Source organism: Mesorhizobium sp. M0060 (assembly GCF_040323155.1).
GTDB lineage: Bacteria > Pseudomonadota > Alphaproteobacteria > Rhizobiales > Rhizobiaceae > Mesorhizobium.
In genome coordinates this window covers 31,440-46,534 of record NZ_JAMYUP010000045.1, presented here as the reverse complement: position 1 = coordinate 46,534, position 15,095 = coordinate 31,440, and the positions used below count along the sequence as shown (strand labels likewise).

The following is a 15,095-nucleotide window of genomic DNA, read 5'->3' as shown; positions in this document are numbered from 1 at the left end:
TTTTGCCGTCTGCTCCCACGTAGGCCCTCCGTCTCTCGCGATCGGGGGGATTCTTCGCACATTCACCTCATGCCCCGCACGAGGGGAGCGGCGTGGCGCTTACCATCGAAGGAGATCGAGGCGATTCCAGATCGACAAGATGTCGCACGTCGGCTGATGACGATTCCAGGGATCGACGCATTGGGGGTCACGGCACTTCTGGCGGCCGTTGGCAGCGGACGCCAATTCCAGAAGACCCGTGATCTGGCCGCATGGCTGGGCCGGGTCCCTTGGAATACTCCACCGGGGGCAAGCAGAAGCTCCTCGGTATCAGCAAGCGGGGGAACCGCTACGTCCGCAAGCTCCTAGTTCATGGAGCACGATCGTGCTTCCGTCATCTGTATCGAACGTGGGATCGGTTGGGAAGCTGGCTTGATGGTCTTCAGAGCCGGATGCAGCCGAACAAGGCCGTTGTCATTTATTGGGAACGGCGTGCGCGGATCTCATCATGGCTTGGCTGCAACCGCAGTCCACTCGCGATAGGCCGGATACATTTATGCAACTGGAATCGTCATTTGCGATGTCGCGAACCCTTGCACGGACGGGGCGGACCATACATTTTTTCCGAGAAGATCTTTCAAAGCCGCATTGTCGAGCATGGCGTCCGCCAGGAGCCGCTTCAGACGAGCGTTCTCATGCTCCAGCGTCTTCAGCCGCTTCGCTTCCGACACGTCCATGCCGCCATACTTCGCCTTCCATTTGTAGCTGCTGGCGTCGCTGACCCCGTGCTTGCGGCACAGATCGGCCACCGAAACGCCGGGCTCGTGCTCCTTCAAAATCCCGATGATCTGCTCTTCACTGAAACGGCTGCGCTTCATTCGTTGGGCCAGAGCCAACTTCAAACCGGATTAAGCCAAAGGGGTGACGTCACAGACATTCTCCTCTTTGAAGGCGCCGCCGCGTGCTGCGACAAAGCCTTCCGCGTTCAGCGTCGCGGCGATCTCCTCAGCGCACTGTGAAGCTCGCGGAATTTGGCGAAGACCAGGCCGAACTGCCAAGACCAAGGATGAGGTCTCCGTCAGAGTGAGCCGGCACCGCACGGTTCTGAGAGAGCGGAGGCGCGCAAGCGTCTCCGCTACTCGCCAACCGCAAGTTTGATTTTGTGCGGTAAATCGTATGTTTTCGCGGGCAAAAGCCCGGCGGTTTTCAGGTAAACTTTGGTCTCATGCCACTGATTCCAAAGGCCCGCTACCGCCGTCGCCAACAATGCGCCAAGAACGCACCGTCCGATGGTATGTTGTTTAAAAACCTTTATTAATCCGTCGTAAATTCCGACATGTGATTTCATAAAATCTGGACAACGCAAGAATCCTTTCTCGTTCATATTTATTCTCGAATGGAATAGTAGCTTGCTTCGTAAGGCGGATGGATATGCCCGACTTTACCATGTCTTCTGGAGTGCCGGGGTGCGAACGAAAGACGCACGCCCAGTCCGGGATAGGCGGTGAGAAACCGGTCGCTGCAGCCGCGCTTACCGCCTACACAACTGTGGATCGATCACAAGCGACATTACAAAGTAGGCCCAAGTCAGCCCTCGCAATAAAACCTTCAAACGAATTCGCAGAACCTTCGCAACCGCACACTGCTGACCGTGGTATGTGTCTGAGGTCAGGCACGAATAAAAGTTGACGCCTGTCTATGGCGGCCGCCGCACAGCACGCAACGATTGGGGTTACCGGCCGATGGCAAGAAGAGCGCTCATCCTGGTTGAAGGTCATGCAAGAGGTAATGGTCTGCTATACGTCCAAGCCGCCCAGCGTCTTGGTCTTCATCCAATTACCCTGGCGGCTGATCCTGCTTGCTACGACTATCTTGCGGAGGAACAGCTTGAAGCAATCCGTGTCGATACAGACAATCTCGATGCGTTGATCCGCGAATGCTCCCGGCTACGTGCGACGTATGATATTGTCGGCGTTACTGGCTTTGCGGGCCTCGACGAGTCGATCTATGCGAGAATCGGAAAGCTCTGTAGTCATTTCCACCTACCAGGACCGAACTCCGCATCGATTGAACGATGCTGCGACAAATTCGTTCAGCGTCAACTCCTCGCGGAGGCCGGCGTTCCAATACCGGCTTATCGCCTGGCGGCGAATGCGTCGGAGGTTGAAAGCTCTGCTGCGGAGATAGGACTGCCGGTCGTTGTTAAGCCAGTCGCAGGCAGCGGTAGCAGCGGAGTCCGTTTGTGCCGCAATGCCGATGAGTTAGTCGAACATACGAACTATCTGCTGGGCGGGGAGCACATATGGCAGTCTTCGCCCCGGATAATGGTCGAAGAATTCGCACAAGGCCCGTATTATAGCGCCGGAATAATGGGAAATGAGGTCATTGGGATTTCCGCTGCTGAATTTACCCCGCCACCGCATTTTGTCTTTCGTGAGGCCACTTGTCCGGCCGTGCTGACTGACGCCGAATATAAACTCATCGCCGAAGTCTCGCTGAGATGCTTGAGAGCTCTCGGCCTTGGCTGGGGGCCTACGGACATTGAATTCCGTTGGACGAACCTTGGCCCAGTCGTCATTGAAGTCAATCCGCGTCTTTCGGGGCCGCCCGATCCTCAACTGGTTCAACTGGCTTACGGTGTCGATCTCATCACTGAGCACGTCAAGCTCGTGATTGGTGAGGAATGGGATTTGCGCAGAAGGCATTCGCACGTTGCCACCGCGCGGAAACTAACGCCCGATCGCGATGGCATCCTCGATTGGATTGAGGGCGACGATCGAGCGGCTGCTGTATCAGGTGTCGCCGAGGTGAAGTTTTATGTTCGACCCAAGACCCCGTTCATCAGGAAAGGCGATTACCGAGATTGTATCGGACATGTCATCGCCGCTTCGCCGAGCCGTGCTCGGACCGAGGCTATGCTTCAGCGGGCCGTCGACTTGATCGAATGGTCGATCACCCCATTTCCGACCACCTCAGACGAACAATCATCGGCCCCGAACGTCTCGCATAGCCCGAATACTATCGCCTATGACTAAAGAGGTCAAAAAAGCCTTTGCACCAGCTGGCGCCGCTTGCGATGGGCTTTTTGAGCGGGTAAGCGGCCAATCGCGCCTCAGCGCTAAGCTCGACAGCAGAATACCGGAGTCACACGCGGCGATTGCCGTCGTGCAACAGGCCAAGCAAAGCCCATGAAAAGTGCGATCATTCTAGGCGCTGGCATGGTCGGCGTGGCGACAGCCGTGCACCTGCAACAACGAGGCTGGTCAGTTGTGCTCCTCGACCGCAAGGAACCAGGCCGCGAGACAAGCCACGGCAATGCAGGCATTATCCAGAGGGAAGCGTTGCGGCCGTATCCGATGTCGCATGATTGGCGCGAGCTCGCGAAAATCGCGATCGGTCGTACCAATGACGTACGCTATCGCATTGCAGCGCTGCCGTATCATCTTGGTCCCCTGTTGTGCTACTGGTGGCATTCATTTCCTGCGCGTCATGCGGACGCCTCGGCGGCATACGCGCAGATTATTGGCTGCGCAGTCCGCGAGCACGAGGCTTTTATCCAGCATGCCGACGCCGGCAATCTTATCCGCCGCGACGGATTTCGAATGCTATATCGCGACCGGCCGGCTCTCGAGGCGGCAATCGCAGCGGCTGAAGTCTTGCGCCATGCCTATGGTGTGAAGTTCAGCGTCATGACATCGTGGGATCTGAAGCAAGCCGAACCGGCGCTCGCCGAGGGCGGCGTTGGCAGTCTACATTGGCTGGAGCCGTGGACGGTATCCGACCCTGGTGCACTGGTCTCGGCATACGCCAATCTCTTCACCCGTTTAGGCGGAAACATTGTCCGCGGCGACGCGAAAAGCCTGTCTCGAAGTGGCAATGCCGGCTGGTCGGTTATTACCGAAAATGGTCGCATGGAGGCGGGAGCAGCGGTTATTGCCCTCGGGCCATGGTCGCCAGATTTGTTGAAGCGCTTCGGTTACCGATTTCCCATGGTGCGCAAGCGCGGCTATCATCGGCATTATGTGGGCGGCAGTGGGCTCGACCTGCCGCTGTGTGATGCGATGAATGGCTATGTGTTGGCGCCGATGGCCAAGGGCACGCGCATCACGACCGGCGCTGAGTTTGCGGCGCCCGGCGGCAAACCAGACCTCACGCAGCTTGCGTACGCAGAGCAAGCCGCGTGCAAACTGCTAGACCTCGGCCGGCCGGTCGAGCCGGAGCCCGGGCTCGGCACAAGGCCTTGTATGCCCGATATGCTGCCCGTTATAGGCGCGGCACCGCGGCACCGCGGCCTGTGGCTGCACTTCGGACATGGCCATCAGGGCTTTACATTGGGACCAACGACCGGCCGTTTGATCGCCGAACTGATGAACAATGAGTCGCCGACGATCGATCCCTTCCCTTATCGGCCCTGGCGCTACTGACGGGGACCAAATCGCCTTGTACACCGGGACTGGAGGGCCGAGGGATAAGCGTGCCCCGCTAATGGCTGTTCACTGGCCTGTAGAGTTCTTATGACTGAGCGCCAAGCGATTGAGCAGGCAGCAACAGGCGCAAGCACTTTTTCAATAAGGCTTTGACGCGGCTGAGACGTCGACCAACCAATATCAAGCTGCCTACAAACGTGCCGGTTGGGCTGCGACTAGATCGCCAGATTGCGATGTCTTGGGCTTTTTCGCGCCGTGGATGATCAATGCACCCATCAACTCGCTCCCGAGCTGGCGCCAGGAAATATCATCATCCTCGACAGGGTCGGCTTCCTCAAAACCGAGCGTGCAGCCGAGTTGGCCCGCCAGCGGGCGCGCCGGCCTCCTGTTCCTACCGCCATACCTGCCCGATCTCAATCCGATGGAGATGGAATATTCAAACTGAAGGCGCTGTTGCGATAGAAACGCGGCCAGAAGCCCCACGCGCTCTCGGCGGCATCTGGCATCTGGTCAAGCCAACCGAATGCAGAAGTTGTTCAAGGCTGCTGGATGTGATGAGGGCCAGACAAATTGCCCGACACCTTTAGCTTGACACACTATGGTGAGGTCGTCGGGTTCCGACCTCCTTCCTAATAGAGCGTTCACGCGGCGACTAAACGATGCCGCGCGCAAAAGCCATTTTGGACCCTCCAGATGGTACTTAGATGCAATAGAAAAAATACTTCGAATGGGTCGCGTGCCACTGCGTAGATGCTATGGAGCACGATGTTGTGTAACATTATGTACGCACAACTTTAAGTTAAATAACCTATCCCAGTCGCAAAGAGATGGTAGAGCTGTGTCGATGCCGGGCTGCTGAGGACGGCGTGCCGAGCGTAGCGTTACAAACCTGCAGCTTTGCCCGCCAGCCACAACATCCAGTGCAAACGTGCTGCGGAGCAGAGACCATGGGACGCCATCGGATGACTGCTGTCTATCAACTTCAGGGCGCCAACCAGAGTATCCGATTTCTTTGGTCCTAGCGATGCATTTCCCTGAGGCTGCCAAGGAGGCGTTCGCCATCGAATTCGGCCGATTTCTCGACCAGACTGATGGCGTTGCCCAATACGAGCGGTTGTTCGATCTGTTATCTGCTTTTGCTGTGAATTTTGATTGCCCGTGGATCGCCTATGAGGTTCTTGCTCCCCAAAAACGTTTAAAGTCAGTCCAACGCGATCCGGCGGCCATACTGAATTTCCCTGATGAATGGCAGAAGCGCTATTTCGAAATGGGATATGATAGGATAGATCCGATCATCAAAGCGAGTAGAGCGCGAGGAGGCACCTTCCGATGGAGCGAGGTGTACCGCGACGCAAGTACGACTGAAGACGAACGGCGCGTTTTCGACGAGGCTGCGACTTTCGGCTTAAGGTCAGGCATTACCGTTCCATTGCACGGTCCTGGGAACAGCTTTGCGATCATGAGCTTTGCTCAGGCCCGAGATGGTGAATTTCAAAATAGAAGAATTGCGTACTTGCAACTTGCGGCGTTGCATTTCCACATCAGAGTCACGAACTACGCTAAATCTCGCGGCATAAATCTTTCTCCAAGAGAAAAAGAGTGCATCCTGTGGACAGCGAGAGGTAAGTCCTCGTGGGAAATAGGACAGATTTTAGGAATATCTGACAATACTGTAAATTTCCATATAAAAAACTTAATGCGGAAATTGGACACTTCTAGCAGAACGGTCGCTGCTGTAAAAGCCATAAACTTCGGAATCATCGAATTGTAAAGAAGCGGCTGACCTGATGTGGTGGACGGCCTCCGCTCCCGGCATCGCAATTGCCAAAGTGTGGTTGTCGAAAGTCACATGAGGGAGAACCGTCCATGGAGAAGGTTAGCACAATTGGTCTGGATGTCACCAAGCACGTCTTTCAGGTGCACGGCGTGGACGCGGAGGGCGCGGTGGTTGTGCGCCGGAAGTTGCGTCGTGACGATGTCGTCCCATTCTTTGCGTCTTTGCCGGCATGCCTGATCGGCATTGAAGCCTGCGCAACGAGCCATCACTGGGCCCGCGTTCTCATGGGGCTGGGTCATAAGGTCCGGCTGATGCCAGCCTCCTATGTGAAGCCATATGTCAAACGACAGAAGAATGACACGACGGACGCGGAGGCGATCTGCGAGGCGGTGACGCGGCCGTCGATGCGCTTCGTTCCGGTGAAGAGCGAGGAACAGCAAAGTGTGCTGATGTTGCATCGAGTTCGTGAGCTTCTGGTCCGACAGCGGACCATGCTGGTGAACGCGCTGCGCGGCCATCTGGCCGAGTTCGGGATTGTGACGCGCCAGGGCATTGCCGGCGTCGGGATGCTGATCGGGCTCGCCGAAGACGAGAATAACGAGCTTATCCCCCCGCTTGCCCGGGATGCGCTTGTTCCCTTGGTCGAACAGCTACGGGCGGCGCACTAGAAGGTCCGTGAGCTCGATCATCAGATTCAAGACTGGCACCGCTCGAATGAACTGAGCCGGCGACTGGAAACGATCCCCGGCATCGGTCCAATCACCGCCAGCGCGATCGTTGCAACCGTCACAGACGCCTCCCTGTTCAAATCCGGCCGGCAACTCGCGGCGTGGCTTGGCCTCGTGCCGCGACAGAACTCGTCCGGAGGAAAGGATAGGCTCGGCCGGATCAGCAAGCAGGGCGATCCCTATATCCGTCGACTGCTTGTAGTTGGCGCACATGCCGTCCTCAGGTTCAGCCGCAAGGGCAAAGCAGCGCCTACCCGCTGGGCTGCCGAGCTTCTGAGGAAGAAGCCCTATAATGTCGTCGCCGTTGCTCTTGCGAAGACGATGGCGCGGATCGTCTGGGCGCTGATGACTACGGGCAAGCGCTTCGCAACTTCGCCGGCAGCGTGACGTAGTCGCAGAGGATACGCAGAAATTGGTGAGGTGCTGATGGTTTGAAGGTGGACGGTCGAACCGGGATCGGACAAACCCGCTCAGTGGGTGCCGCTCAAAAAGCGCATTGACCTGTCTGGGATCCGATCCGCGGACTTCATCAGGGCCAGCGGCATGAACACGCCGCACTCAAAGGCCGAATACATGCCTGCACCCGACCGACCTGTCATCAATGTCAGAAAGCCCTTGCCACGCGGAGGCCGTCCATACATGCCACTGAAGTTTCATCCAGTGGCGATTAGAGCCTCGGCCGCTTCTGTTACGCCGTATGGCGCGGGTTGAGCAACCGGCGCGGACGCGAAGCCTGCAATGAGCGCAGCGTCGGAGCCGGTTGCGTTGAGGATCTCGGCGAAAGCCGCCGGGGTCTGGTAGCCGAGCGAGGAGTGAGGCCTCGCGATGTTGTAGTCGTCCATCCATTCGGAGCTGGCTCATCGGCGCACAGCAGAAGGCGAGCGCATCCTTTCCTTCATGCCTGCGGGCGCGACTGCGGGTCCGCCATTGATGGGGGAAGACTGCCCCGCTTCTGAACGGGAACCGTATGATGATCCCACTCTCACCGAACAGGGAACCCACGGAGATCGAACCAGCAACCATTCGCCTCGATCAGCGGGGGGGGTTGCGCTCGAAGAGATTCAATTGGCGGTGACAAGATTGACCCCTGCTTCATGCTTTGTCTCCTTTGCAACGGGAATCGTCGCGGAGAAAATTAGTCCCGGCAATCACCCGTTACGACGGATGCCGAGGCCCTAACTGCCCTGCCGGCGGAAGCCGCTCAGTCGCTACGACATCCGACGTCAGGTCCACCAGAGAACAAGATCCGGCCGCGCAAACCCGAAAAAGCTGTTCAACACAAGGCGACGCTTGCCGTTGCCTGATTGACCGGTGACCCCGTGAACGAAACCGCCATCGATCAGGCCGATATCCCCCGCCCTGAGCTGGAAGTCGCGACAAGGAACGCCCTCGAGATAGGCTGCCGAATAGGGATATCCCGTAGTCTCCACACCTTGAGACTTTCGGTCGATGACTGTCGGCTTATGGCTCCAGAGCCGCAGATTGCCACCTTCCTCGGGCATGCTGGGATAGAAGTTGAGTGCTGCGACGGTGTTGTGCGCCACCGCAGAAAGCTCGTAATCGTTCCCAGCACATAGGACTTGAGCGACATCGTCGTGGGGGTCTAAGGAGAATGTGCCGCTGCCAGACCAACTGAGAGCGCGACAAACATTAGCCTGACCGTGCTCCGAACGGGCCAGCCGCAATTCAATGCCCTGTTTGTGCAGCTTGCGCTTCAAGGCGTCGAACAATGCGCGGACTGGATCAACCAAATTCTCAAAAAGGGCATCGACGTACGGTCGCGCAGTTTCCGCCTCTGCGAAATAGCTGGCTGCATCGTTCCTGTAGTGGGATGCGCCGACATATTGTCCGGGCACCCCATCTTTACGCTCCCTGCGACCGGGATTGTCAACAAAGTTCGCAGTGATTTCTTCCGCTATTTCCGTACTGAAAGCTTGCTTGACGTGCAGAGCGGTGATCTCACCTTTCAGGACTGAGATGATCTCCGCAGTGCTGATCGAGCCGGTTCGTTCTCTGATCTCGACAGGCGAGATGGCTGGGGCTTTGGATACTTGATTAGTCTCCATTGGCTTGCTCCTTTAGTGCGTGATCAAGGATGGCGATGCCATGATCGAGTTCGTCATCGGTGATGGTTATCGGTGGGAGGACTTTGATGACGTCGCGATTTGGTCCTGAAGATTCGATCAGCAGGCCATTTTTGAATGCGACATCGTGCACACGGCCGACAACGGCCTGCGAACGGCACTTGAGGCCGGCCATCAGACCGCGGCCGCGCTTTTGTTCGATGCACTTGGGAAATTTGGCAACGAGGCGATCAAGGTGTCTTTGCAGTTTTACGGCTGTCCGCTCGACGCCTGCAGTAAACTGCCTACCGGACCACATTTTGCACATGGCCCTTGCAGTCACGAAGGCGAGATTGTTGCCTCTGAAGGTCCCGCTATGTTCTCCGGGATTCCAAATGTCCAAGTCGGGGCGAATCAGAACAATGGAGAACGGACTACCTGAACCGCTTAGGGACTTCGAAAGGCATACAATGTCGGGGTCGATCTTCGCGAACTCGAATGAGAAGAAATCGCCCGTTCGTCCCGCACCTGCCTGAATGTCGTCGACGATCAAGAGGATGCCGTGCGCATGGCAAATGCGCTGAATTTCTGTGAGCCATGCTGCAGATGCAGTGTTCAGGCCGCCTTCTGCCTGGATAGTCTCCAGAATGATTGCGGCTGGCTTTTCTATGCCGCTCCCCGGGTCCCCTAAAACATAGTCGATGTAGCTAGCGGAATCGAAAGCTTGCGTGGGGTAGCCGTCGTAGGGGACACGGATCACATCGTGGCGAGCAACGCCGCCCAGTTCCCTGGTTGACGCCGAACCCGACACCGCCAGGGAGCCGAGCGACATGCCGTGGAACGCATTTGTGAAGGCCATGACGCTTGAGCGGCCGGTATATTTTCGCGCCAGGGCCAGTGCCGCTTCGTTAGCGTTTGTGCCGGTCGGCCCAGGAAACTGTATTTTGTAGGAAAGGCCTCTAGGCTTCAGGATCGAATCCACAAACACTTCAATGAATTCACGCTTTGCCACCGTATACATGTCGAGCGATAGAAGAATGTTCTTGCCAACCAGGTATTCGATAGCTGGTGCAATAATATTCGGGTTGTTGTGTCCGTAATTGAGGGCGCCGGACCCTACGAGGAAATCGATATATGGGTTGCCGGCCTCGTCCCAGATTGTCGCCCCAAGGGCTTTCGTAAAGACTGTGGGAAACGACCGCGCGTAGCGACGAACGTTAGACTCATAAGTCGTAAAAACGTCGGTGTTCATTTCAGGGTCCCTCTGCGTGTCGCGCCGCCTTCAACGAGCAAGTGATTAAATGCGTTTGGTTTGTTGCGGTTGTTTTCAATTTTCACTTGAAGATCGGAACGGTCCGGGCGGAACTTTGGACGGTCGTGACTTCCCAGGAATGTGGTCGTAATGCCGACACGCTCCTCAAAAAGGTCCGGGAGACCGGACTCGCGCGGCAGCTCAACTGCTGCACTGACGCACTTCGGAATCTCTACCGTAGTCACGTTGCTCTGCACGGCGATATCTCTCGTCTATGCGTTGGAACGAACTCAGTTCTAGAGTTTTCCGGGGGGCGTCGATACTACGGCATTTGGTAGTTGACGCACCTGCTTGTACCCGGCGAAACGCAGTGCCAATCCTATCAAAGTCAGCGCTAGCACCGGCTCGTGGGTGATAGGCGCTTCTGCCATGCAGCAGCATGCTAAGGTGTTGCAGGCCGCTTCGGCAGCAACACGAACCATCGCCCCGGCTGGTGGTGTACCTCGGCGGTAGTGAAGCCGCTCGCGAGCGCGCCCTCAACAGCGCTGTAGCGAGCGAGCGGCGTAGCGGCGATGATCGGCGTTCTTCGATGTCGGGGCTGCTTTCGGACCGCTTCTGAAGCGTCTCGACCAATTCTGCCTGAATGAGGATCAGGGTCTCGAAAAGCCGACTGCGGAGAATATTACAATGTGTATGTGGGGCCAGACTAAGCCGGTTCTCCCCCTTTTAGGTTAATAAAAGTTTACCAGACAGCTTCGTGCTGGGAGATGCGACCACAGGATCGGTCGAAGCCGCGTAAAAGTAGGGGGCTAGACTGCATCGACCGGGTTCACGCGAGGCAGATGGAGGCGGCCCGCCTTATGCAGCGTCGAGAGGATCGACATTCGCTCCGGCCCCGCTTTCAGGCGGTTCGCCGGCCCCCAATCAGCATGCGGACGCCTTTGCATGGGCATATTCGCACATCCTGCAAAGCAGAAAACCATCCGTCCCATTCATGCGGTCGACGATTTCGACAAAAGACTGACCCTTCAAAGAGATCTTCGTATTTGTCGCGCAGAAGATTGCCCAATACGTGGCGCCGTTCAAAATCCATGCAGCAGAGCGTAACGTCACCGTTTGGGAGAAGAACATTCCGATACTGCCGTCCGTCAACACACGTCAGCGCTCCGACGACTGGCTGCCGTGGTTCGACGATCTTCGGATCGACGCTTCCACCCCTGCTGCTCAGAGGCCGCGCGCGAACTAGCGCGTCGGCGGGGATTATCTCGACGATATCGGGATGGACCTCGCCCAGGACTACAAACCGAATTGAGGCAATGTCTGTGTCGACCACTTGACGAATCAAAGCGAGATAATTGTCTCCGACGAGACGGCTATTCATGTATGCGCCTCATCGAGAACATGGATCACGAATACCCTTGAGCGCAGCGCTTGCAAGCGGTGTAGATCCAGCCCCTTATTCCTACAAGCGTCGTGAAAATCCGGATGCCATGGCCCCTGGCGTAAGCGTGCTCGACCATTTCGGTGCAATCCGGATTGAGCCAAGGCTCGGAGTACCCGGCGAAACTAATGTCGACGGAAGTTGGAACGCGCGCCAGACATCGCTTGAAATCTTCAAGACGAAGATGCTTTACATGAGAGACCGCTCTTTGCCGATGGGCGAACTTGTCCTGCGGACAATAAGAACATCCGACGATGCAGCCGGTGGTTGTCGTTATTTCCAAAACCCTGCCGCCCGGGATGGCAGAGCCCAATTCCTGTAAGATCATCGATATGCCTCCACTTTTCTGGCGCTCTTGGCCAATCCTGAATTTTTAATCTTATGGAACTTTGGTTAGCTTGCCAGAAATATCGAATTATGTCTCTTATGTACCGGTCTATCAACTAGTATTCTAATATTTCAATAATAACACTCTCAGCGGATTTTCGATTCTTCAGCAAATATCCTTCGATCAAAATTTTCCAAATGAACTCAGTCAACTTCGCGTTGGGCGGCAATCAACCGCCGGCTCCCTCGGTTTGCTGGGCGGCCCTCGCACCTACTTTGGGCGCTTCGCCGGCACGCCAGGACGGCGAAATCGCAATCTGTCGAGCGTCAGCCGTTACGGAAGGTGTAGCTGTACCCGTTGATGGCCGGCCCGCCGAGATGCGCATAGAGCACCCCGATCCCTCTGGAAAGAAGCCTTTCTGGACGGTCGATCATCTCTTGCATGGATTTGCCCTCGTAGACGGGCAATGATCCCTCAAGCCGCGCATACAGGCGGATGGCCTGCTTCGTTGCCTCGGACGGAAGGCCGTAGCCGGGAGACGCGTACCCCTCGAGCAGCACCACGTCATCCTCGACGATTTCCATGCCAAGCTTGACGAGCTTGCAGTATCCCGGGCAATACTTAGCACCTGCGCCTTGGTTTGGGCGGGGGTGGCGGAGGCATCGATACCGAGCACGTTGCGCTGTCGACCGTCCTTGGCGAATCCGACGAGCATGGCGGTATGCGTCGAGCCCGTGACCGTGCAAACGACGATGTAGTCGAATCCAAACCCAAGCTGTTTCTCCTGGGCGCGCACCTCCTCCGCGAGCCCGACGTACCCAAGCCCGCCATATTTGTGAACTGAGGCCCCGGCCGGTATTGCGTAGGGCCTGCCGCCCCTTGACTTGACTTCATCGAGCGGCTGTTCCCAACTGCGGCGGATGCCGATATCGAAGCCCTTGTCGACAAGGCGCACTTCTGCTCCCATGATCCGCCTCAAGAGAACGTCGCCGACCCGCTCGTAGACGGCGTCCTCATGTGGTGCCCAGCTCTCCTGAACCAGGAGACATTTCATGCCGATCTTGGCGGCGACCGCGGCGACCAATCCGCGTGTGGTTGGACTGCACGCCGCCGATGGAGACAAGCGTATCGGCATTTGACGCGATCGCGTCGGGGATGATGTATTCGAGCTTGCGGAGCTTGTTTCCGCCAAACGCGAGACCGGAGTTGCAGTCTTCGCGTTTGGCGTAGATTCCACCTTTCCTCCCAGGTGCTTGGAGAGGCGGTCGAGCTTCTCGATGGGCCTGGGCCCAATGGTGAGCGGATAGCGTTCGAACTTTCCCAGCATTTTCTCTCCGGCAACACGCGATGGAGCTGAATTAGCCATGCACGAGTCATTCTAGAGGCGTCTTTGATTTGAGGTCGTCTGCGTTATCGGACGCCGAAGAGTCCCATTACTAATTCCAGCGCCTCGTTCGTCATTGAGAGTTGCAACCGCACGCCGGCATACTGCGAGAGGCTACCAATGCGTATGGTATTCAAGAATGCATCTCCTGGATTAACCAGAATGACCGGATTGCGGTCACCATGGACTTCTCAAGCACAGTATTCCTTCTAATATCTGCTCAATGTTGATGGTTGGTCCAAAGTGGCGCTATCTTGAGCACTGACCTTGTCATGAGGCGTCAAGGCAGCAGCAGCGATATGGCCAGCATTTGATCGCGCCGGAGCAAATCTGCGGATTCATTCGTCACCTCATCAAGGTCTGGCGGCTCGGATCCGACTTCCTTGCAACTGCCGAAATGCTCAGCCCTTTGGCCAGCTCGGCTATCGAAGCCAGACCGCCAGATCAGAAAGAGCACGCTTGCGAAATACGCGAGATGAAGGAGCAGCGAACAAGTCAGCGTCGTGACGACTACTGTGCCGATGGAATGAGAAGCGAAGTAGACAGTCAGTGCGGTGCTGCACAGCACCAGCCCCAGGACGCGACAAAAGATTCTAAAGGGCAACGCCGTTCTCCTGGTTTTGTCTCCTCAGATCATGCTGCGACCTGGTCGGCCGCAACATGGGTCTGGCAGTTCTTCGGGCAGACGCGGGCGCAGGCTCCGCAGCCAATGCAGCGGCCGGCATGATCGACGACCATGATCATGCGATTGAGCTCGCCATCGAAATCGTCATCCTCGTCGTCGCAGGCGCCGAGGGTTTCACCCGCGTCATCGACGCCGTAAAGATGCATGACCTCGCGCGAGCAGACTTTGAAACAGCGGCCGCAGCCGATGCAGCTCGTGCCGTCTATTGCGGTGAGATATTCCGGCATCCATCCGGAGCCGTCGCGGGTGGTGAATGTGCTCCTCATCGTAAATTCTTCATTGCAGCGAGCTCTCTCTTGGCACCATCCAACTCGGCAAAAACGGCGGACGTTTCCTTGGCAACGTCCTCTATCTCCGTCCATTTTCCCGGGAGATCCTCTGCAAGGTCGCGCAATTTCATCTTGGCGACTGCTGCGCGCAGCTGAAGCTTTCGGACTTTCTTCCCCATTTCATCTAGCTTTGACATAAACCCTTCCTTGAAATCGGTTTCATCACGACGGCGCCACACCGGGACCGGCTTCAGTGGCTGCGGTCGCATCGTCGATCAGTTTCGCACCGGCCTCAGCCAGTTTCCGGAGCATCTCGAAGCCGAACCGATGAACGTCTTGCCAGAACGACCAACTGCCCGGCCGTGGAAAGCATGCGGCCCCAAGTCCTCGTGAATTTCATCTCCATCATTGCCGATGTCATCAGGCCGGAGCGCTCCTCGATCGCGAGCCCGACGGCGGTTTAGAACATGTCGAGCCTCCACAGCACGTCAGGATCGGGATCATCGATGACAGGCATCCCAGGACGCTGTTTTCTGGTGACGATGAAGTCGGCCAGCAACGTGGCGTCCGATTTGCCTTCCCACGAGCCGTAGGTGTCTTGAGCACGGATCAGCCGCACGAGGCATCTGACAAAAGGCGTGGCAAGCGCCGCCTCGTTCTCGGCAGATCGCGGTATCAGACATTTCGCCTTCTCCTCAATTTCAGTCCTCTTCCTCGAAGCACGCTGCCTGTTTTCGGGACGCCTACTTCGGGCACCCTTGC

At 56.9% G+C, this 15,095-nt stretch carries 13 protein-coding genes and 6 pseudogenes; 6 read left to right on the top strand and 13 right to left on the bottom strand.

The genetic code is table 11. The features are described from left to right. Positions 1–105: 105 nt before the first annotated feature. Positions 106–482: pseudogene (locus NKJ94_RS28425) on the top strand (transposase); the annotation flags it as partial. A 111-nt stretch (positions 483–593) separates the two neighbouring features. Here NKJ94_RS28425 and NKJ94_RS28420 read toward each other — a convergent pair. Together NKJ94_RS28420 and NKJ94_RS28415 are read right to left on the bottom strand one after the other, a co-directional pair. Continuing rightward, a pseudogene (locus tag NKJ94_RS28420) lies at positions 594–857 on the bottom strand (transposase); the annotation flags it as partial. 257 nt (positions 858–1,114) lie between these two features. Continuing rightward, the gene (locus NKJ94_RS28415) at positions 1,115–1,363 is read right to left on the bottom strand and encodes a hypothetical protein (protein WP_352529850.1); all 249 of its coding nucleotides are present in this window, start codon (positions 1,361–1,363) and stop codon (positions 1,115–1,117) included. A 358-nt stretch (positions 1,364–1,721) separates the two neighbouring features. On the opposite strand from NKJ94_RS28415, the gene NKJ94_RS28410 reads away from it, so the two are divergent. The 4 genes and pseudogenes from NKJ94_RS28410 (at position 1,722) to NKJ94_RS28395 (ending at position 7,298) form a co-directional block, all read left to right on the top strand. After that, the gene (locus NKJ94_RS28410) at positions 1,722–3,014 is read left to right on the top strand and encodes an ATP-grasp domain-containing protein (protein WP_352529860.1); all 1,293 of its coding nucleotides are present in this window, start codon (positions 1,722–1,724) and stop codon (positions 3,012–3,014) included. A gap of 153 nt (positions 3,015–3,167) precedes the next feature. Beyond that, positions 3,168–4,403, top strand: coding sequence for an NAD(P)/FAD-dependent oxidoreductase (locus NKJ94_RS28405; protein WP_352529848.1), 1,236 nt, complete (start codon positions 3,168–3,170; stop codon positions 4,401–4,403). Between the two features lie 1,027 nt (positions 4,404–5,430). Then, complete coding sequence (locus tag NKJ94_RS28400) at positions 5,431–6,177, top strand: helix-turn-helix transcriptional regulator (RefSeq protein WP_352529846.1); 747 nt, start codon at positions 5,431–5,433, stop codon at positions 6,175–6,177. A 95-nt stretch (positions 6,178–6,272) separates the two neighbouring features. Further along, positions 6,273–7,298, top strand: a pseudogene (locus tag NKJ94_RS28395) (IS110 family RNA-guided transposase). 266 nt (positions 7,299–7,564) lie between these two features. On the opposite strand, the pseudogene NKJ94_RS28390 reads toward NKJ94_RS28395, so the two are convergent. The 4 genes and pseudogenes from NKJ94_RS28390 to NKJ94_RS28375 form a co-directional block, all read right to left on the bottom strand. Beyond that, a pseudogene (locus tag NKJ94_RS28390) lies at positions 7,565–7,756 on the bottom strand (integrase core domain-containing protein); the annotation flags it as partial. Between the two features lie 378 nt (positions 7,757–8,134). Beyond that, positions 8,135–8,977 carry a 2OG-Fe(II)-dependent halogenase WelO5 family protein gene (locus NKJ94_RS28385; RefSeq protein ID WP_352529844.1) on the bottom strand — a complete coding sequence of 281 codons (843 nt, stop codon included), beginning with the start codon at positions 8,975–8,977 and terminating at the stop codon, positions 8,135–8,137. Then, on the bottom strand, positions 8,967–10,226 hold the full coding sequence (ectB, locus tag NKJ94_RS28380; RefSeq protein WP_352529842.1) for a diaminobutyrate--2-oxoglutarate transaminase: 1,260 nt from the start codon (positions 10,224–10,226) through the stop codon (positions 8,967–8,969). Before ectB ends, NKJ94_RS28385 begins: the two co-directional genes overlap by 11 nt. Then, entirely contained in the window at positions 10,223–10,483 is a 261-nt protein-coding gene (locus NKJ94_RS28375; protein WP_352529840.1) for a hypothetical protein, read from the bottom strand. Before NKJ94_RS28375 ends, ectB begins: the two co-directional genes overlap by 4 nt. Positions 10,484–10,841: 358 nt before the next feature. Between NKJ94_RS28375 and NKJ94_RS28370 the strand changes: the two genes are divergently transcribed. Beyond that, positions 10,842–10,961 (top strand): tunnelling fold family protein, encoded by a 120-nt coding sequence (locus NKJ94_RS28370; protein WP_352529859.1) that lies wholly within the window; start codon positions 10,842–10,844, stop codon positions 10,959–10,961. Between the two features lie 166 nt (positions 10,962–11,127). On the opposite strand, the gene NKJ94_RS28365 is transcribed toward NKJ94_RS28370, so the two are convergent. The 7 genes and pseudogenes from NKJ94_RS28365 to NKJ94_RS28335 form a co-directional block, all read right to left on the bottom strand. After that, positions 11,128–11,319 carry a hypothetical protein gene (locus tag NKJ94_RS28365; RefSeq protein ID WP_352529858.1) on the bottom strand — a complete coding sequence of 64 codons (192 nt, stop codon included), beginning with the start codon at positions 11,317–11,319 and terminating at the stop codon, positions 11,128–11,130. A gap of 313 nt (positions 11,320–11,632) precedes the next feature. Then, on the bottom strand, positions 11,633–11,995 hold the full coding sequence (locus NKJ94_RS28360; RefSeq protein ID WP_352529838.1) for a hypothetical protein: 363 nt from the start codon (positions 11,993–11,995) through the stop codon (positions 11,633–11,635). Between the two features lie 326 nt (positions 11,996–12,321). Next, positions 12,322–13,322, bottom strand: a pseudogene (locus NKJ94_RS28355) (1-aminocyclopropane-1-carboxylate deaminase). Positions 13,323–13,659: 337 nt separating this feature from the next. Beyond that, positions 13,660–13,983: an exopolysaccharide production repressor protein gene (locus NKJ94_RS28350; RefSeq protein ID WP_352529836.1), complete on the bottom strand. Its 324-nt coding sequence runs from the start codon at positions 13,981–13,983 to the stop codon at positions 13,660–13,662. A gap of 29 nt (positions 13,984–14,012) precedes the next feature. Further along, positions 14,013–14,330: a ferredoxin III, nif-specific gene (gene fdxB / locus NKJ94_RS28345; protein WP_352529834.1), complete on the bottom strand. Its 318-nt coding sequence runs from the start codon at positions 14,328–14,330 to the stop codon at positions 14,013–14,015. Further along, positions 14,327–14,530, bottom strand: coding sequence for a CCE_0567 family metalloprotein (locus NKJ94_RS28340; RefSeq protein WP_352450788.1), 204 nt, complete (start codon positions 14,528–14,530; stop codon positions 14,327–14,329). The genes fdxB and NKJ94_RS28340 overlap by 4 nt, the downstream gene beginning before the upstream one ends. A gap of 25 nt (positions 14,531–14,555) precedes the next feature. Continuing rightward, positions 14,556–15,033: pseudogene (locus NKJ94_RS28335) on the bottom strand (NifX-associated nitrogen fixation protein). Between the last annotated feature and the right edge of the window lie 62 nt (positions 15,034–15,095).

What these genes read in the sequence shown, in the direction of transcription:
- NKJ94_RS28415 (WP_352529850.1), bottom strand. Translation starts at nt 1,363, where the DNA reads ATGAACGAGAAAGGATTCTTGCGTTGTCCAGATTTTATGAAATCACAT.
- NKJ94_RS28410 (WP_352529860.1), top strand. Translation starts at nt 1,722, where the DNA reads ATGGCAAGAAGAGCGCTCATCCTGGTTGAAGGTCATGCAAGAGGTAAT.
- NKJ94_RS28405 (WP_352529848.1), top strand. Translation starts at nt 3,168, where the DNA reads ATGAAAAGTGCGATCATTCTAGGCGCTGGCATGGTCGGCGTGGCGACA.
- NKJ94_RS28400 (WP_352529846.1), top strand. Translation starts at nt 5,431, where the DNA reads ATGCATTTCCCTGAGGCTGCCAAGGAGGCGTTCGCCATCGAATTCGGC.
- NKJ94_RS28385 (WP_352529844.1), bottom strand. Translation starts at nt 8,977, where the DNA reads ATGGAGACTAATCAAGTATCCAAAGCCCCAGCCATCTCGCCTGTCGAG.
- ectB (WP_352529842.1), bottom strand. Translation starts at nt 10,226, where the DNA reads ATGAACACCGACGTTTTTACGACTTATGAGTCTAACGTTCGTCGCTAC.
- NKJ94_RS28365 (WP_352529858.1), bottom strand. Translation starts at nt 11,319, where the DNA reads ATGGATTTTGAACGGCGCCACGTATTGGGCAATCTTCTGCGCGACAAA.
- NKJ94_RS28360 (WP_352529838.1), bottom strand. Translation starts at nt 11,995, where the DNA reads ATGATCTTACAGGAATTGGGCTCTGCCATCCCGGGCGGCAGGGTTTTG.
- fdxB (WP_352529834.1), bottom strand. Translation starts at nt 14,330, where the DNA reads ATGAGGAGCACATTCACCACCCGCGACGGCTCCGGATGGATGCCGGAA.
- NKJ94_RS28340 (WP_352450788.1), bottom strand. Translation starts at nt 14,530, where the DNA reads ATGTCAAAGCTAGATGAAATGGGGAAGAAAGTCCGAAAGCTTCAGCTG.